The sequence below is a fragment of the Gemmatimonas sp. genome (genome assembly GCF_046594945.1).
Lineage (GTDB): Bacteria > Gemmatimonadota > Gemmatimonadetes > Gemmatimonadales > Gemmatimonadaceae > Gemmatimonas.
In genome coordinates, this window is the sequence record NZ_JBKJRB010000098.1 from 48,549 (window position 1) to 66,482 (window position 17,934).

19 protein-coding genes are annotated in these 17,934 nt (G+C 64.2%); all 19 read left to right on the plus strand.

From position 1 onward, the window contains the following. Positions 1–28 precede the first annotated feature (28 nt). The 19 genes from ACLL97_RS11865 to ACLL97_RS11955 all read left to right on the plus strand — a co-directional run bounded on the left by ACLL97_RS11865 (position 29) and on the right by ACLL97_RS11955 (position 17,928). Entirely contained in the window at positions 29–421 is a 393-nt protein-coding gene (locus ACLL97_RS11865; protein WP_411280685.1) for a hypothetical protein, read from the plus strand. 26 nt (positions 422–447) lie between these two features. Continuing rightward, a complete protein-coding gene (gene fliE, locus ACLL97_RS11870; protein WP_411280686.1) occupies positions 448–765 on the plus strand; it encodes a flagellar hook-basal body complex protein FliE in 318 nt (105 codons plus the stop codon). Positions 766–790: 25 nt separating this feature from the next. Next, positions 791–2,362 (plus strand): flagellar basal-body MS-ring/collar protein FliF, encoded by a 1,572-nt coding sequence (fliF, locus tag ACLL97_RS11875; RefSeq protein ID WP_411280687.1) that lies wholly within the window; start codon positions 791–793, stop codon positions 2,360–2,362. A gap of 8 nt (positions 2,363–2,370) precedes the next feature. After that, the gene (gene fliG, locus ACLL97_RS11880; protein WP_411280688.1) at positions 2,371–3,417 is read left to right on the plus strand and encodes a flagellar motor switch protein FliG; all 1,047 of its coding nucleotides are present in this window, start codon (positions 2,371–2,373) and stop codon (positions 3,415–3,417) included. 10 nt (positions 3,418–3,427) lie between these two features. Beyond that, on the plus strand, positions 3,428–4,060 hold the full coding sequence (locus ACLL97_RS11885) for a FliH/SctL family protein (RefSeq protein WP_411280689.1): 633 nt from the start codon (positions 3,428–3,430) through the stop codon (positions 4,058–4,060). 44 nt (positions 4,061–4,104) lie between these two features. Next, positions 4,105–5,436 (plus strand): FliI/YscN family ATPase, encoded by a 1,332-nt coding sequence (locus ACLL97_RS11890; protein WP_411280739.1) that lies wholly within the window; start codon positions 4,105–4,107, stop codon positions 5,434–5,436. Continuing rightward, on the plus strand, positions 5,433–5,933 hold the full coding sequence (gene fliJ, locus ACLL97_RS11895) for a flagellar export protein FliJ (RefSeq protein WP_411280690.1): 501 nt from the start codon (positions 5,433–5,435) through the stop codon (positions 5,931–5,933). The genes ACLL97_RS11890 and fliJ overlap by 4 nt, the downstream gene beginning before the upstream one ends. Continuing rightward, positions 5,930–6,679 carry a MotE family protein gene (locus ACLL97_RS11900; protein WP_411280691.1) on the plus strand — a complete coding sequence of 250 codons (750 nt, stop codon included), beginning with the start codon at positions 5,930–5,932 and terminating at the stop codon, positions 6,677–6,679. The genes fliJ and ACLL97_RS11900 overlap by 4 nt, the downstream gene beginning before the upstream one ends. Continuing rightward, the gene (locus ACLL97_RS11905; protein WP_411280692.1) at positions 6,676–8,115 is read left to right on the plus strand and encodes a M15 family metallopeptidase; all 1,440 of its coding nucleotides are present in this window, start codon (positions 6,676–6,678) and stop codon (positions 8,113–8,115) included. Before ACLL97_RS11900 ends, ACLL97_RS11905 begins: the two co-directional genes overlap by 4 nt. Next, positions 8,015–8,827, plus strand: coding sequence for a hypothetical protein (locus ACLL97_RS11910; RefSeq protein WP_411280693.1), 813 nt, complete (start codon positions 8,015–8,017; stop codon positions 8,825–8,827). Before ACLL97_RS11905 ends, ACLL97_RS11910 begins: the two co-directional genes overlap by 101 nt. Next, positions 8,827–9,636, plus strand: a complete 810-nt coding sequence (locus ACLL97_RS11915) for a flagellar hook assembly protein FlgD (protein WP_411280694.1) — start codon at positions 8,827–8,829, stop codon at positions 9,634–9,636. The genes ACLL97_RS11910 and ACLL97_RS11915 overlap by 1 nt, the downstream gene beginning before the upstream one ends. A gap of 30 nt (positions 9,637–9,666) precedes the next feature. Further along, on the plus strand, positions 9,667–11,187 hold the full coding sequence (locus tag ACLL97_RS11920) for a flagellar hook protein FlgE (protein ID WP_411280695.1): 1,521 nt from the start codon (positions 9,667–9,669) through the stop codon (positions 11,185–11,187). A gap of 310 nt (positions 11,188–11,497) precedes the next feature. Beyond that, entirely contained in the window at positions 11,498–12,064 is a 567-nt protein-coding gene (gene fliL, locus ACLL97_RS11925) for a flagellar basal body-associated protein FliL (RefSeq protein ID WP_411280696.1), read from the plus strand. Positions 12,065–12,086: 22 nt separating this feature from the next. Further along, complete coding sequence (locus tag ACLL97_RS11930) at positions 12,087–13,085, plus strand: flagellar motor switch protein FliM (RefSeq protein WP_411280697.1); 999 nt, start codon at positions 12,087–12,089, stop codon at positions 13,083–13,085. Then, positions 13,082–13,510: a flagellar motor switch protein FliN gene (gene fliN / locus ACLL97_RS11935; RefSeq protein ID WP_411280698.1), complete on the plus strand. Its 429-nt coding sequence runs from the start codon at positions 13,082–13,084 to the stop codon at positions 13,508–13,510. Before ACLL97_RS11930 ends, fliN begins: the two co-directional genes overlap by 4 nt. A gap of 8 nt (positions 13,511–13,518) precedes the next feature. Beyond that, positions 13,519–15,381: a flagellar type III secretion system pore protein FliP gene (gene fliP, locus ACLL97_RS11940; RefSeq protein WP_411280699.1), complete on the plus strand. Its 1,863-nt coding sequence runs from the start codon at positions 13,519–13,521 to the stop codon at positions 15,379–15,381. Positions 15,382–15,718: 337 nt separating this feature from the next. Beyond that, positions 15,719–15,988 carry a flagellar biosynthesis protein FliQ gene (gene fliQ, locus ACLL97_RS11945; RefSeq protein ID WP_171225899.1) on the plus strand — a complete coding sequence of 90 codons (270 nt, stop codon included), beginning with the start codon at positions 15,719–15,721 and terminating at the stop codon, positions 15,986–15,988. A 14-nt stretch (positions 15,989–16,002) separates the two neighbouring features. Further along, a complete protein-coding gene (locus tag ACLL97_RS11950; RefSeq protein WP_411280700.1) occupies positions 16,003–16,827 on the plus strand; it encodes a flagellar biosynthetic protein FliR in 825 nt (274 codons plus the stop codon). A gap of 3 nt (positions 16,828–16,830) precedes the next feature. Further along, the gene (locus ACLL97_RS11955) at positions 16,831–17,928 is read left to right on the plus strand and encodes a flagellar biosynthesis protein FlhB (protein WP_411280701.1); all 1,098 of its coding nucleotides are present in this window, start codon (positions 16,831–16,833) and stop codon (positions 17,926–17,928) included. Positions 17,929–17,934: the final 6 nt, after the last annotated feature.

Genomic DNA, 17,934 nt, shown 5'->3' on the forward strand with positions numbered 1-17,934 from the left:
TCGCTTCAACCGAACACCAGAGATTCACATGAGCGTCAACGGCATCAACAACACCCCGCTGCTTCCCACCCTCGGCTCGCTGTCGCGACCCGAGACGGCACGCACGCAGAACGGCGCGCAGAACGGCGCCGAGCGCGCGCAGCAGGCCACGACGAACGCTCGCGCGTCGCAGAATGCGTCGCCGAATGCTGCCCTGAAGCCGCAGACGCCGATCGCTGGTCAGTCTACGGCGCAGAGCACCGTGCCGGCTGAAGCGCCCGCCGGAACCGATCCGACGCTGTGGAGCGTGTTGACGAATGACGAGCGCAACTTCTTCGCGAAGTCCGCCGCGCTCGGCCCATTGACGTATAGCCGCATCAAGGCCGTCACGAATCCTGCGCCGCCGGCGGCGCGCGGGATTCGCCTCGACGTCCGCGCCTGATCTCTGACTTCCACCGACTGATCATCATGCAAAATCGAATCGATCTTCTCACACGGGCGATGCCCGAGTTCGGCGGACGCGACACCGGTATCGCCAAGCAGGTCCCGGTCATCGGTGAAGGCGAGAACTCCTTTGGCAATACGCTCACGAAGGCCATCAACGAAGTGTCCGACGCGCGCGATCGCGCAGGTGACCTCACCCAGCGCTTCGCCGCCGGCGAGAACGTCGAACTCCACCAGGTGATGGCAGCCGGGGAAGAAGCCGGACTCGCGCTCGACATGATGATCGAGTTGCGCAACAAGATGGTCGAGGCCTATCGGTCCGTCATCGCCATGCAGTCCTGAGTAAGCGATCGTCATGAACTCTCTGATGGAATCTCTCTTCGGACGCATGGGCAACGGACGGCAGATCGCGATCATCGCGGTCGGCGTCATTGCCACGGCGCTCGTGTTCGGCGTGTCGCGCTGGGCTACGCAGCCGACGATGGTGCCGCTCTATGCGGACATCCCCGTCGAGAATGTGAAGGCGATGACCGACAAGCTCACCGAAACAGGCATCGTGTACGAACTCGATCGGACCGGCTCGACGATCATGGTGGCGAGCGCCGATCTGGCGCGGGCCCGCGTGAATCTCGCGGCCGAAGCGATGCCGACCGGCGGCCGTCCCGGCCTCGAGTTGTTCGACAAGCCGTCGTGGGGCATGACGGACTTTACGCAGAAAGTGAACTACCGACGCGCACTCGAAGGTGAACTCGAGCGCACGATCGGGAAGTTGAAGAACGTCGAGATGGTGCAGGTGCACCTCGCACTCGAAGACGCGCAGATGTTCAAGGCGAACGAGCGGCCCTCGAAGGCGTCGGTGACGCTCAAGATGGCCGGCGGCGAGACGCCGCGCGCCGAAACCGTGCACGGCATTGCGAGCATGGTGGCCAACAGCGTGGGCGGACTTGATCCCGAGCACGTCACGATCGTCGACGAACGCGGACAGGCACTCACGCTCGAGGACGAAGGCTCGGTGGCCGGTCTCTCCAGCCGTCAGCTCTCCGTGCAGCGCGACGTCGAGACGTACATGGAACTGAAAGCCGACAAGTTGCTCAACAGCCTCGTCGGCGTCGGTAATGCTCGCGTGCAAGTCGCCGCATCGATCAACTTCGACAAGGTCGAGCGCACGGTGCAGGCCGTCGACCCTGAGCGCCAGGCGCTGTCCACGGAACAAAAGGCCGAGGTCACGCCGAGCAATCCATCACAGGGCGCCGGCTACAGTACGACCGCCACGTCTTATGAAAACACCAAGAGTGTCGAAAGCTTCAGCGGCGCGATCGGCAACGTGAAGAAGCTCACCGTGGCGGTGCTCGTAGCCGATAAAGTCACGATGCCACTACTCGACACCACCGGGAAGACGGCGCAGGCACCGATCATCACCGTGCGCACGCCCGACGAGATCGCCCGCATCGAAACGCTGGTGCGCAATGCCCTCGGCGTCGACTCCACCCGCGGCGACATGATCTCCGTAGTGAGCGCCCCGTTCGACATACCGGCCCCGATCGTGCAGCGGGATACCGTAGTGCCGCCGCAAGACATGGTGACCAAGCTGCAAGCGAACCCGAAGCCGATCGTGGCGATCGCTGCGCTCGTCGTGCTGCTCGTCATCGCACTCGTGAGTGTGAGCGCACTCAAGCCCAAGAGGTCGAAGGCTGTCGCGGGTGGAGCGTCGAATCTGCTGCCGCCAGGCTCCGGCTATCCGGAACTGCCCGCCAGCTCGCAGATGCAGTCCGCAATGCAGGGCATGAACCAGTACGATGCGGACGAACTTGAGGAGCCCAAGCGCCCCGTGCGCCTTCCTCCCCCGCCGACCACCCCCGAACGTGAGCAGGCCATGGCCACCGTGGACCAGCGTCCTGACGCTGCCGTTCGTGTGATGCGCGGCTGGCTTCGTTCGTGAGTGCTTCCATGATCGCTCTCCCTCGCGGCAGCAGCAACGCGGACAAGTACGCTCCCGATCGTCTCACCGGTCGCCAGAAGGTGGCGATCGTGTGCATGGCGATCGGTACGGAGCATGCCGCCAAGATCACGGCCGGCCTGCACCCTGAGGAGGCGGAGATCGTCGCCCTCGAGATGGCGCAGATCGATCGTGTTCCGCCGTCGACCGTCGACGCCGTGCTCGCCGAATGGCTCGAGCTCACGCTCGGTGTCGATTCACTGAGCGCCGGTGGCGTGGAGTTCGCCAAGGACGTGCTCGAAGCCGCGTTCGGAACAGCCAAGGCGCAGCAGATTCTCAAGCGCATCCAGGGGCAGCTCGCCGACAGCGATCGCTTCGGTCGCCTGCGTCGTGCCGATCCGCAGCAGCTGGGCAACACCCTGCGCGGTGAACATCCGCAGACCATCGCGCTCATTCTCGCACACCTCGATCCGGGCCATGTGGCCGCCATTCTGCGCGAGCTCGAACCCGCACTCGGGGGCGATGTGATGTTCCGTATCGCGAAGATGGAGAAGGTGTCGCCCGAAATGATTTCGTTGGTGGAACGCGCGATCGGCAGCGAAGCCGACCTCGCCTTCTCGCAGGGCATGTCCAGTGTCGGTGGTCCGGCGGCCGTGGCCGCGGTTCTCAACCTCGTCAGCACGTCGCTCGAGAAGGAAGTGCTCGACCTGGTGGCCGAGAAGGACGCGCACCTCAGCGATCAGATCAAGAACCTCATGTTCGTGTTCGAAGATCTCTCCTCGCTCGACGACAAGTCGCTGCAACGCCTGCTGCGCGAAGTGGACGTCAAACAGCTCGCCTTGGCCCTCAAGGCCGCCAGCCCCGAGCTCAAGGCGAAGATCATGCAGACGATGTCGCAGCGCGCCGTCGCTGGCCTCCGGGAGGAGATGGAGTTCCTGGGCCCGGTCAAGATGCGCGATGTTGAAGCGGCACAGACGGACATCGTATCGAAGGTCCGCGCACTCGAAGAGACCGGCGAGATCGTGCTGAGCGCCGGAACCGACGATGTCATCATCTGAGGACCGACCGATGCGAGCAACAGCCTGGTCTCTCGACGAATTCGCCGTGGCCGACGGCTTCGGCGAATTCACCCCCGCGGAACGGCGGATCCCCGCGCAGTCGGCGGACGACTTGGAAGCGGATCTCCAAGCTCGTCTCGCCGTTGAGCGGTCGCGCGCCGAAGCGACGGCCTACAGCCGCGGCCGAGCCGATGGCGAACGCGCGGCCCGCGTCGGTGTGGACGAAGAGATCGCGTCGGCGATGGCGCTCTTGTCCGAAGCAGTCAACAATGTGCAGTTGCACGAGTCACGCTGGGTCAGCAACGCCGAAGAGAACATTGCTGCGCTGGCAGTCATGGTGGCGCGACACATCGTGCAGCGTGAGGTGCACGCCGATCCGTCGTTTGTCCGTGACGTGGTGCAGAGTGCGATGGCGCAGTATCCGCTCGATCAGGAGATCACGATCCGCATCAACCCGGAAGATCTCAACGCCTGCCGCGCCTCGATCGAAGAAGCTGGTCGTCGCGAAATCCGCTGGATCAGCGATGTATCGATCCTGCGCGGCGGCTGCTTGACGGAAGGACGCGAGCGAATCATCGACGGCCGTGTGGATACGGCGCTCGAACGTGCGTACCGTAGCCTCGGCGGAGTACAGCCGTCGTGACGCCAACACGCGCCACGGCGCCGTTTGGGGACGGATACCACTCGATGCTCGAGGCAATGCAGGACCGACTCGCGCACAGCGAGCGTTTCGGTTCGTACGGTCGTGTGACCCGCGTGGTTGGGCTGGTGGTCGAAGCGACCGGCATCGATGTCGGACTCGGCTCACTCTGCCGCATCACCAGTCACTCGCGCGAACGGTCGGTGCTTGCCGAAGTCGTGGGATTCAACGAGCGCAGCGTACTGCTCATGCCCCTCGGCGAACTCGATGGACTGCACGCCGGTGCCAGTGTGCAGCCGCTCGGTCGCACCTTCGGAGTAGATGTAGGCCCGGGACTGTTGGGCCGCGTGCTGAACGGTCTCGGTCATCCGATCGACGGCAAGGGCAAGCTCGATACGGTGGAGCGCGTACCGCTCTCCGCCGAACCGCCCAATCCCCTCACGCGCGACACGATCGATCGTCCGCTGGAAACGGGTGTGCGCGCCATCGATGGACTGCTCACGATCGGCCGCGGTCAGCGTATCGGCATTTTCGCCGGCTCTGGCGTGGGCAAGTCCACGATGCTCGGCATGATCGCGCGAAATGCACAGGCCGACGTGAACGTGATCGCGCTGCTTGGTGAGCGCGGTCGTGAAGTGCGTGAGTTCATCGAGAACTCGCTGGGTGAAGAAGGACTTGCCCGCTCCGTGGTGATTGTGGCCACCGGCGATCAGGCCGCCCTCGTGCGCGCCCGCGGTGCGCTCGTGGCAACGGCGATCGCTGAGTATTTCCGCGATCAAGGCAAGCACGTGCTGCTCATGGTGGACTCGGTCACTCGGGTCGCGATGGCCTGGCGTGAAATCGGACTCGCCACCGGCGAGCCCCCCACTACGAAAGGCTATCCGCCCTCAGTGTTCGCCAACCTGCCGCGCCTCCTTGAGCGCGCCGGGAATGCCACCACGGGCGGGATCACCGGCATCTACACCGTGCTGGTGGACGGTGACGACTTCAACGAGCCGGTGGCCGACGCCTCGCGCTCGATTCTCGACGGCCACATCGTGCTCACGCGCCGCCTCGCGGCGCAGAATCACTTCCCGGCAATCGACGTGCTCGACTCGAAGAGTCGAGTGAAAGACGCGATCACCAACGACATCCAGCGCCGCGCGGGAAGCGCCATGCTTCGACTTGAAGCGGCGTATCGCGAAAAGGAAGATTTGATCATGGTCGGCGCCTATCAGAAAGGGAGCGATCCCTACGTCGACGCGGCCATCATCTATCGACAGCGCGTGCTCGAATTCCTGCAACAGCGCCCCGACGAGACCACGCCATACGGCGACACGTACAGCGCGCTCGCCCAGATTGCCGAGGCGATTGAGTCGTCGGTGCGGAGACGCCCGTGAGCTTCAAGTTCCGGTTGCAGCGCATTCTCGAACTGCGCGAGCAGCATGAGCAGGCGAAGGCCCGCGCCTTGGGCGCTGCCCGTGACAACGCCGTTGCAGCGCACCTCGCGAAAGACGCGATCGCGAACCTGCGAGATCATAGCAAGCAGCAAATCACGACGACCGCGAACAGCGGTCCTCGCATCGGGCACCTCCACCAGCTCGGATTCGTACTCGCCTCACTCGATCAACGGGTGCTTTTGGCCGTCGATGCGGCAAAGCTTGCCGACGACGACGTGCAGAAAGCGCAAGGAATGCTGGAAGAAGCGGCTCGCGACCGACGCGTGCTCGATCGCCTAAAGTCCCGCCACGCTGAGACTTGGCGAGCTGAGAGGGCACACGGCGATCGTGTCGCTATGGACGAGATCGCTCTGGCGCAGTTCTCGCGTAAAGCAGGGCTGAATGCGGCGGATGACGCCGCGAGCACCAACACCCCCATCGATGGTTCGCATTCATGAAGCAGCTGATCATCCCGATCGTGATAGGACTTCTGGCCGGCCTTGGTGGCGGCACGGGGTTCTCGTACATGAAGTCGGCGGCGAAGTTCACGGCCGACTCGACGCAGCTCGCCGATAGCCTCAAAGCACATCCGACCGACTCCACGCATACGGATTCCGCGCATACGGATTCCGCGCCCGGCGCGGCGGCGCCCACCGACGCAGCAGCGCACGACAGCGTTCCGGCAGACAGTGCCTCACGCGGTATGGACGTACCGGGCTCACATGAATCCGTCGCCCCGCTAACGCCGGCCGACAGTATTCGCTTGCTCGAGGCCGCGCGCCGCGACCTGAAGTCGGTGCCGTCGAAGTCGGCCCCGGGGAAAGCCGTCAACAGTCACGCGACGCTCGCCAAGTCGGCCCCGGACGCACCCTCGACGCCTAGCCTGAAGTCGCAGACGCAATCGCCGCCACCGTCATCGATCGACGCGAAGGCGAGCACCACAGCGGCCGCCAACATTGTCAAAGGTGCACGTGATGCCGCAATGCAGACGGCACTCCCTGAGCAGCGACTCGCCAAGATCTTCTCGGCGATGGCCGCGAAAGACGCAGTCAAGGTGCTCGACCAGATGACCGACGGCGATGTTCGAACGATTCTCGGCATGATGAACGACCGCCAGGCGGCCGCCATCCTGACGTCGATGTCCGCAACGCGCGCCGCTGCGATCACGAAGGGTGGCGGCAAGGCCCCCGGAGGCTCGCTATGAACGTGACAACGGCCGTCACCACGACCGCACCACGCTTGGAACGGGCTACCGAGCGGGCACTCGAGCGCACCACGCGCTCGGATACCGACCACACCGAGACGGAATCGACGGCCGAGAGTGAGAAAAAGCGCGGCGTGTCGCGCGCCGAGTTCTCCGCGCTGCTGGCGCTCATCTCTGGCGCCGGATCGCGCGTTCGCTCCGATTTGATTCAGCAGCTCCCGGCCGAAGGCGCATCGCTCGTGGACAAGCTGCTCGACGACGCGGCCACCGAGCAGACCACCGATGAATCGACGGGCGACACGCTCACGGGTGAAGGCGCGTTTCCCGGTGAAAAGGGACTGCGCACGGCGTTGCAGCACGGATCGCACGATCGCGACGCTCAGCGCGCCGCACAGGACGTGAGCGAAGCGCTGCGTTACGGCATTCTGAACACGTCGATCGACGCTACGTCTGCCGGCCGGACGCCGACTGAATCCGCCTCGGACGACATCGTCGATCTGCCCACGTACGCCAAGAATCGCGGCAGCAACGGCCTCCTCGGCATTTCCCGTGCAGCGCAGCGGATCAGCGCGCAGCTCGGCGGCCAGGGTGAGCTCGAGGGTGACCGCAATGCGCTCGCCGTGCTGTCGCGCATCGCCACCAAGGGTGGCACGTCGCTCGAACAGTTGATGGCCATCGGCGATGTCCGTGGTGCCGACGCCCGCGCGGCGTTGGATGCCCTCCTCGCGAAGGCAGGCACGCCGGCGGGTACTGAAATCGCGGACAGCGCTGCCGCTTCCACAGCTGCTGCCATGGCCACCGCATCGGCACTGGCGGGGGCCATGGCAGCGTCGGCTGCCGACCCGACCACGCCGATCAAGGATCTCGATGCCGTTGCTCCGGAGCTTCGCTCACGGGTGCAGCGCGTGATCGATCGTATGAAGGGCGAGTACGGTCACGACGTTTCGATCGTCGAAACGGCCCGCTCGCAGGAGCGTCAGGACCAGCTCTACGAGCAGGGGCGCACACGTCCAGGCGCCGTCGTCACGTGGACGCGCGATTCCGCGCACACGCGGGGTGACGCGGTCGACGTGATCGTGGACGGGTCATGGGCGAATGCGCAGGGCTTCGCCCGCCTGCAGCGCATCGCCAAAGAAGAGGGGCTTCACACGCTCGGGATGAAGGACCCGGGACATCTCGAGCTCGACAATCATGGCGAGCGCGCGCGCGAGCGCCTGCGGAGCTGCGCTCGACAAGGTGACGGCGGCGTTTCAGCGCCAGTCGTCGTCGGCTGCTTCAGCGGCGGCGGCACCGGCCGGTGTCGCGCCGGTCGCGAGTGTGGCCGGTGTCGCGCAAGTGGCGCGCGTAGCCGATGCCAAGGCCGCTCCGGCCGCTCTGGGCGAAGGCGCTGCCGCGTACGTTGCGCAGGCCCATACGAACACGAGCGCCAAGGGTGAGCAGAATGGCAACGCATTCGGCCGCGGTGCACGCGACGAGAACGGACATCCAATCAACGAGGGACGGAAGCTCGGACACGCCAAGCAGGAGGCCGCGAGCGACACGTCAGGCTTTGGTGCGATGCACAGCAACGCCCAGGGCAGCACGAAGACGACGGGCGCCGAGCGCGCGGCGTCGGTTGGTCAGGCCGCTGGCAACGAGCAGGCCCAACGCGTGTCGGAGATTCAAGCGATGCGTGCGGATGCACCGGCCGGTCCGCTCTCGCGGATGACGCTCAACGTCGAGAACGCCAACGGCACGCAGGACCGCATCACCGTCGATCTGCGCGGCACCGTCGTGGACACGGTCATCTCGACCGATGCGTCAAGCGCCGAGCGGATGAAACTGCGCACCGGCGAACTGCAGGAATCGCTAGGCCGTCATGGTCTTGACGCCGACCGTGTGCGCATTACCAGTGCCGCGAGGTTGGAGCCGAGTGACGCCTCACGCACGATCGGCAGCGAGCGCGATGCGCTCCGCACGAACGGCGCGACGCCGACCACGTCGGGAGAGAATGCACAGTCGCAGAGCCAGCGCGACCGGGCAACTGGCCGCGACTGGGATAAGCAGCAGGATGCTCGCCGCGAGCAGAAGGAGCAAGCGGCGCGGGATCAGCAGCGCGAGCAGGCGAACCAGCGCGGCTGGCAGAATCTCTTCAACGGGACCAAGTGATGATTACCGCTACGCGGAACGCCGCCAACGCATTTGATCCAAGCACGATCACGCCGAGGTACGCCACGACGGACGCGCCCACCGGCGCGAAGCCACCGGTCGGCGTTGCCGAGCCATCCGCCAAGATCAGCGGCCTGGCCAAGACGAGCGCGATGGGACAGGACGAGTTCCTCAAGATGCTCGTCGCTCAGCTGAAGAATCAGGATCCCCTGAATCCGATGGACGGCAAGGACATGGCGGCGCAGCTCGCCCAGTTCTCCACCGTCGAGCAGCTGATCACGATGAACAAGTCGATGGAAGCGCAGGCCGCGTCAGCAACCGCAACGGCTGAAGCGATCAAGTCGCTCGAGACGACGCAGAATTCGCGGTCCGATGAACTCGCGCAGCTCATCGAAGGGCAGATGGCGATGGGCACCGTGGGCAAAATCGGCGTGACCACCGGCAACAACACCTTCGTTGACAAAGCCGGCAACGGCACGATCGTGGTGGACAGCGGCACCATGAAGGGCGGTGGCCGCATCAGCATGGTCAACGAGAAGGGCGTCACCGTCGGCACCACCAGCGTCGGCGATGTGAAGGGGGGGCAGATGTCGTTCGAGCTTGGCGACTATGCGTGGACGCCGCCACTCGCCCCCGGGAAGTACACATACAAGTTCGAGGTCGCAACGGATGGCGGCCAGTGGCAAGCAGCGAAGACGTACACGGCCGGACGGATTACCGGCATGCGGTACGAAAGCGGCAACCCCATCCTGATCATCGGCGATTCGCTGAACGTGCCGATGTCGCAGCTCACCCAAGTGCGCGCCTGATCGCGACCTGACCCACGAGGATTTTTACAGATGCTTCGTTCTCTCTTTGCCGGAGTCTCCGGCCTGCGCAACAACCAGGTGCGCATGGACGTGATCGGTAATAACATTGCGAACGTGAACACGGTGGCCTTCAAGGCCGGTCGCGTCACGTTCAAGGAAGGCTTCGCACAGTTGCTACAGGGCGCAAGTCGTCCGCCTGGAGACCAGGGTGGTATCAACCCGGTCCAGATCGGCCTCGGTATGCAGATCGGCTCGATCGATCAGATCTTCAATCAGGGCAACCTCGAAACGACCGGCTTGAACACGGACGTCGCGATTCAAGGCGACTCGTTCTTCGTCGTGCGAAAGGGCAACCAGAGCTTCTACACGCGCGCCGGCAATTTCCAGATCGACGCGAACGGGCAGATGGTGTCGCCGGCCAACGGCTTCATCGTGCAAGGTCGCATGTACGACAACGGCGTGCTGCAGGACGGCTTCCAGGACATCCGCCTGCCATTCGGTCAGAAGGTGTCAGCCAAGCCGACGACCGAAGCCGTACTGGCCGGCAACTTGAACGCCTCAGCGCCGGCGTTCCAGGGTGACTTTCAGGATCCGCTCGTGCGCGCGCTCCCGATCAACGAGAAGTCGTGGACGGAATCGCAAATCGCCGTGTTCGATTCGCAGGGTACGAAGCGCGACATCAAGATCCAGATGTGGAAGACCGGGCCGAACACCTGGGATTGGCAGATCGATCCGATCGCCTCGGGCGTCACCGAGAGCTTCCAGACGGATGCGAACTCGCCACCGTCGGACATCGCACTTCCCACGCCGCCGGCCGGGTACGAGATCCTGCCGGCCAACGTGAAGGTGTACAGCGCGTCGGGTACCGAGTATCTGTCGCCCGCCGACTACAGCTTCTCGAGTGGCCCGCCGCCGGCCGTGCAGTTCACGGCGAGCATGCCGTCGAGTTCCGAGATCAAGATTTCGTACTTCATGAGCCCGACCACCGCGACAACGAGCGAGAACACCGGCACGTTCACGTTCGACAGCGCCGGCATCATGAACACCAACATCGCGGCCGCGATCAACTTCGCGGTGCCCGGTGCCAATCCGGTGCAGCTCAACCTCAAGCTCAACGGCGGCGTCAGCGGCCTCACGCAGTTCGCGTCTACGGCGTCCACCGCCGTGCTGCGTGACCAGAACGGCTACACCGCTGGTACGCTGCAGAACTTCAGCATCGACCGCTTCGGTCTGATCACCGGCTTCTTCACGAACGGCACCACGTCGTCACTAGCCAAGATCGTGCTCGCCGACTTCAACAACCCGAGCGGCATGCTCCGTATCGGCGACAACATGTACCAAGAATCAGCCAACTCGGGAGGTGCGGTGCTTGGCTTCGCGCTCGAAGGCTCGCAGTCGCAGCTCACCAGCGGCGCACTCGAAATGTCCAACGTCGACTTGGCGCAGGAGTTCACGAATATGATCGTGGCCCAGCGCGGATTTCAGGCGAATGGCAAGGTCGTCTCGACCTCAGACGAAATGCTGCAAGAATTAATGAGCATCAAGCGCTAACCAGTAACCGGGTTGGCTGGACCGCCTGGATCCGGGCGGCCAGAAGGCGGAGGGTGGGGGCACGCACGGGCCCTCATCCTCCGCCTTTGGCGTTTGCACACCGGCAGAAAATGCCGGAAGAAGTAAAATCGGCCGGACACGTGACATACCGTACGCCGTACTTTTTCAGACCTTTCGCCACCAAAAGTCGCTGTAAACTGTTGTCAATAAACGCATTACTCGAAACGCGACACTCCGAACTCATTGTGGCCCCGGTCCTGCTTTTAGAGGGGCTGTAGCAGTCCCTCTGTCAGACTCGATCAATCGATCCATGGCCAACGAAACCCCGCAGGCTCCCGAAGACGCTCCAGTCGCGCCCACCAAAGCAAAGCTCCCGCTGCTGATCGGCATGGTTGCCGTCGGTCTCGCCGTGGGCGGTGCAACGGGGGCAGCGCTGCTCGGACCGATGGTCGCCAAGAAAATGGGCAAGGTCACCCCGATCGTGGCGGCGGATAGCGCGCACGGCAGTGACTCCACCGCCGCCGCGGGCGAACACGGGCCACCGGCTGAGGGAGGCAAGGAAGGCGGCGTCGCTGAGGCGGCGATCCACGTCCTCGACAACATGGTGCTCAATCCCGCCGGCAGTGGTGGCTCGCGCTACCTCCTGCTGACCGTGGCGATCGAAGTGGGCTCGCCCACCGCCGTCGAAAGCTTCAAGGCACGTGACGCCGAACTACGCGACATCGTGCTGACCACCCTGGGCACCAAGCCCGTCGATCAACTCACCGACATGGCCACCCGCGAACAGTTCAAGGCCGAGATCATGAAGGCCGTGGACGAGCGCTTCGGCAAGAAGTCGGTGAAGCGCATCTACTTCCCGCAGTTCGTCGTTCAGTAAGTCACGCCGCACCGACCACACGATGAGCTCCGAAACTCTCAGCCAGCACGACATTGATCGCCTCCTCGGCGGCGGCTCACGTCAATCGGCCGCACCGACGTTGGCGATGGACGTGCAGGTGTACGACTTCCGTCGTCCGCACCGCGTGTCCAAGGAACGCCTGCGCACGCTCGAGGCCATGTACGAGCGCCTCGTAAAAGGATTGGAAGCGTGGCTCATCTCGCGTGTGCGCGGACAGATCGAAGTCCGTCTGCAAAGCGTCGAGCAGTTCTCATTCGGCGAGTTTACGCTTTCGCTGCCGATGCCCTGTTCGTCGTTCATCTTCGACATCACCGGCACGGGCCAGAAGGGCGTCATCGACGTCGGGCCCGAGTTCAGCACCTACATCATCGATCGCCTGTTCGGTGGCGAGGGAACGGGCAGCGCGCTCACGCGTGCGCTTACCCCCATCGAGCGGATGGCCGTTCGGTCGGTCGCCGACAAGGTCAGCGGTCTCCTTCAGGAGATCTGGCAGGACCATGTCGCGATGGACCTCAACATTACGGGCTTCGAGTCGTCTCCAGAAATTCTGCAGGTCGTCAACCGCGAAGATCCCGTGCTTGTGGCGAACGTCGAATTCACCACCGGCAGTGTGAGCAGCTTGTTACTGATCTGCTTGCCCTTCTCGGTGCTCGACAAGTTTTTCTCCTCGAGTGGCCAACAGCGCAATGCATTGCTCACCACGAGCGATCGGGAACGCGAGACGACACGGCAGCGTAGCGAAACCGCGCTTCGCGCGACGAGAGTGCCGCTCACCGCGCGTCTGCCCGACTTCCAGCTCTCGATGCGCGACATCGCCGGTATTACCGAAGGCACGATCATCCCGACCGGTATCCCGACCGACGCGCGCGTGATCGTGCGGGCCGGGACGCAGGAACGCTTCATTGGCCATCCCGGCCGCGTGAGCGGAAATCTCGCGGTGCGCATCCTCGATGCCGTACCCAGCACCACGACCTCAGACTCACGGACGGACTCCGCATGAATCCCGCCGAAATCGACGCGCTCGTTGCCAGCGCGCAAGCCGCCAAGGCGGCCGGCCAGCCTATCTCGTCGCTGATGGACGAATCGGCTACGCCCGCCGCGATCCCGGTTCGCGCTCCGCAGCTCACGGAGTTCGAACAGACGATGATGAGCACCACGGAAGTGCCGATCGGCATGCTCCTGGATCTCACCCTCCCCGTGTCCATCGAACTGGGTCGCACCTCGATGACGGTGCAGGAGATTCTGCGCCTCGGTCGTGGCTCGGTGATTCAACTCGAGCGCCTCGCCGGCGAACCGATCGACATCTATGTCGGAGACCGTCGCTTCGCCGAAGGGGAAGTGGTGGTGCTCGGCGAACACTTTGGCGTGCGCATTACGCGCGTGCTGGCCAATCCGGCCGCCTCCAGCGCTGCCAACGCAGCCTGAGACCTGACATGCTGACCGCTGCGTTCGGTGTTGTCGCCGCTCTCGCCTTCGTCCTCGGACTTGGCGCCGTCTGCCTCTGGGCGCTCAAGCGCTTTGGAGCCGGTGCTCTCGCGTCGAAGACGCGTGTGCCGCTGGAAGTCGTGCAGCGCATTCCGCTGGGCCCGAAAACCGGGCTCGCCGTGGTGCGCGTGGGAGAACGAGTGATGGCACTTTCGGTCGGCGAAGGCGGTGTTCGTCAGCTGTTCGAACTCGATGAAGTCGATCGCCTGCGTGTGATCGCGACCAGCACGTTGCCGGTGCCGATGGTCTCCAGCGCGGCCGCTTCGGCGGCGTTCACGATATCGACGGCGCTGCCCGCGGCGATGAGCACGGCATTTCCGGGCAAGTTCGGCGCGATGTTCCGCCGCTCGCTCAACGCCACCACTGTGCAGGCCGCGATGGCGCAAGCCGATCTCGAAATCGACGCCGCCGTGCTGGCGCCGGGTGCGCCGCGCGGGGAGGTGCTGCCGTTCTCACCGGTCGAGCCGCGCGAAGTGCCAGCGTTTCTAACGGCGCCCGTGACGACACGCCGTGGTGACGTGCTTACGTATGCGCCCCGCTCCGCGATGGCCGCGCCCCTATACGGGACGCCGCAGACGTCGCAGCAGGCCGATCGTGACTTTCGCGCGATGCTTGGCATTTCGCTGGGTGGTGCCACACGCCTCGCAACGTTCGCCGCGGCGATGGTTCTGCTCGGCACCACGTCGCTGAGCGCACAGACCGCGACGCAGACCGTGCCGCCGCGTCCAGCCACGCCGGCAGCGGCAGCGTCGACACCAGTGGCGCTGCAGGCCCCGGCGCTTCCCGGTGCGCCGGCCGCGGCCGCAACACTGCCCGCTCCGGCGGCGCCGAGTGTTCCCGACTTCGCACTGCCCGCATCATTGCAGCAAGTGACGCAGGATTTGGTGCAGAAGGCTGCCGCCGCCGAAGCGGCCACCAAGCCGGGTGCGGCGGCAACGGCGAAGCCGAAGAGCCGCCACTCCAGACTGGGAGCGACCCCGGGCTCTGACAACGGTGCGGCGCTGACCGCCCAAGCCGCGGCGTCGCGGCGTCCGATGTCGCAGATGGTCGTGGACTCCGTGCGCGATGCGCGTGGAAGGGCCAACACCGCCTCGCCCGCGCCCGTCGGCACTGATGACGCCATCATGCGCATGATGCCGCAAATGGATGTCAAGCTCGGCGGCGACGGTGAGAACGGTGGCCTGCGCCTGAACGGCACGGTGGGCATCGTCGTGATGATGGGGCTGCTCACGCTGCTGCCCACGCTGTTGCTCATGATGACGGGCTTCACCCGCATCCTGATCGTCTTGCACTTCCTGAAGCAAGCGATGGGCACCCAGAGCGCGCCTCCGGCGCACTTGCTCGCCGGCATGGCGCTGTTGCTGACGGGATTCGTGATGACACCCACACTCACCCAAGTGAATCGCGACGCCATTACGCCGTGGCTCGACGGCACGATCTCGCAAGTCGAAATGATGAAGACTGGCGTCAAGCCGATGCGGGAATTCATGCTGCGGCAGACGCGTGAATCGGATCTGAAGACGTTCGTTGAAATGAGCCGCCTGCCGCGACCGAACAGCGTTGATGATGTGCCACTCCATGTGCTCATGTCGGCCTTCGTGGCCAGTGAGCTGCGCACAGCCTTTCAGATCGGCTTCGCGATCTACCTGCCCTTCATCATCATCGACGCCGTGGTCGCGTCGGTGCTCATGAGCATGGGCATGATGATGCTGCCACCGGCCATGATCTCCCTGCCGTTCAAGCTGTTGCTCTTCGTACTCGTTGATGGGTGGACACTCACCATCACGAGTCTGGTGCAGAGCTTCAAGTAGGGACTGCCTAGGAAGCCGGAGGGAGGGTATCAGGGAGCAGGGGGCAGGACGGCGGATTTCCGCGGTGCTGCCCTTTTCCGCGTCAATTCCCTCCATCCGGATACCCTCCCCCCTCCATCCTAGGCGTTGGCAGTTATCGCTTCCGCGGCAACTCTCGCCGCGGAACAACTCGGCAATTCCTGCCGAATTGCCGAAATCAGTCAATGCGACCGATTTCTTTTGTGCACTTAACTTCAACCATGGCAATGCTTTACAGACGAATGTGATCCGCGTACCCTTTGGTACGACCCCTGCTTTACCAAGTGCTCGGAAGCATCACTTACCCGAGCCACCCCGGATGTCTCACCAACTCGTCATCGACTTATCACGCCAGGCGATCATGACTGCACTCATGATCGCGGCCCCGATGCTACTCATCGCCCTCGGCGTCGGCCTCGTCGTGTCGATCATCCAGTCGGTGACCCAGATCCAGGAACAGACGCTGGCCTTCGTCCCGAAGCTTGTCCTCGTGGGCGGCGCCTTCATCGTCGGCATGCCGTGGCTGCTCCAGATCCTGATCCGCTACACCACTGAACTCTTTCGCGGCATCCCCGCGATGGTCGGCTGAGCCGGATCGCCTACGTGCCCCCGTCGACGGGCCTCTTTGGCCTCCCTGACTTCTTCGCTCCCGGCGTCGCGACAGCCTTCGTGCTGACCGCACTGCGCGTGGGCGGGCTGTTGCTCGTCGCCCCGGCGTGGTCGGCCAAGAGCTTCCCGATGAAGCTCCGCACCGCCGTCCTCGTCGTCTTCGCCACGCTGCTCATTCCGAGCGCTGCCGCGACTACGGATCTCACCGTACTGCGCATCACGCCGGTGACGTTCCTCAGTGAGACTATCATCGGCTTCGTAATCGGCTTTGCCGCCGCGATCATCGTGGCCGGGGCCGAGTTCGCCGGTGAGCTCATGACCAACTCGATCGGTCTCTCCGGCATGGCGATTCTCGATCCCGTGAACAACACGCAGGGTGCCATCCTGGGCACCTTCATGCAGATGCTGGCCATCACGCTGCTACTCACGGGCGGCGGTCACCTCATCATGTTGCAGGCCGTCGCGCAGAGCTTCGTCTCCATGCCGCTGGGCGCCCCGCTCGATCTCGCCAACGGCATGCTGTCGGTTACCAAGGCCGGCGCTTCGATCTTTTCCACCGGCGTACAGTTCGCCGCACCGGTGATCGCCGCGATCCTCGTGGCCAACATCGCGCTGGCGATCCTCGGACGCGCCGCGCCGCAGCTACAGGTCATGAGCCTCGCCTTCCCGCTGCAGATTGGAATCGGCCTGCTCACCTTCGCCGGTTCGATCGGCCTCGTCGTGCACGCGCTCGCTGACTGGACGCCGGCCTACGCCACGACGCTCGAAACTTTTGCGCGGGCGGTGCACGTCACCCCTGAGCCGACGACGGGGCGTTGATCCATGTCTGATTCAGATTCCGGCGAAAAGACAGAAGCGCCCTCTGGCAAAAAGCTCGACGACGCGCGCAACAAAGGACAGATCGCCAAGAGCCCAGAGCTCACGACCGCCGCCTTCCTCTTGGGCTCCACGCTCACGATGACGATGGCGGGACCGCCGCTCTGGCAGTTCCTACTCGATACCATGGGCAACACGCTCGCCAACGCAGGCAATCTCGAACGTGGCGGCGCGTCGGCGATTCCATTTCTGCAGGCCATCGGCTTCCGCACCATCGTGGCGATGGTCGGCATGATGACGGCCCTCGCCGTGATTGCGATCGCCGTCCAAGCGCTGCAGACCGGCGGCTTGCTCACCATCGAAACGCTCACGCCGAAGTTCAGCCGCATCAATCCGATGAACAACCTCGGACGGCTCCTCGGTAAGCAATCGATCGTCGAACTCGTGAAGGCGTTGCTGAAGCTCAGCATTGTCGCGTGGGCTGTGTACTCCACACTCGCCGATGCCTGGCCTGACGTGCAGGGACTTGCCCTCGACAAGTCGCCCGCCGCGCTCATGCAGGTCGTGTCCAAGTACGCGGTCGCGCTGCTCAAGAACGCCGGTCTGATGTTCCTCGTGCTCGCCGTCGCGGATTTCGCGTGGCAGAAGTACAGCACGACCGAGTCGTTGAAGATGACGAAGCAAGAAGTGAAGGAAGAATCGAAGTCGCAAGAAGGCAATCAGGAAGTGAAGGGACGTCGTCGCCAGATCGGCCGCGAGCGCATCCGTCGCCAGATGTTCGCGGAAGTCCCCAAGGCCGATGTCGTCATCGTCAACCCGGTGCACATCGCCATCGCAATCAAATACGACCCCATGGTCGCGCCCGCGCCATATGTCGTCGCGATCGGCCAGCGCAAGATCGCCCTGCGTATCAAGGAACTCGCTTTCAAGCACAACGTGCCCGTAATCGAAAACATCCCCCTCGCCCGCGCGCTCATCCTCGTGGCGAAGGTGGGCACCGTCATTCCCGTCGAGATGTATCTGGCCGTGGCCGAAGTGCTGGCCTTCGTGATGCGCCAGCGTGAACGGTTCGGCGCCTCGTGGCGTGGAACGGCCGCCGCATGAGGAACG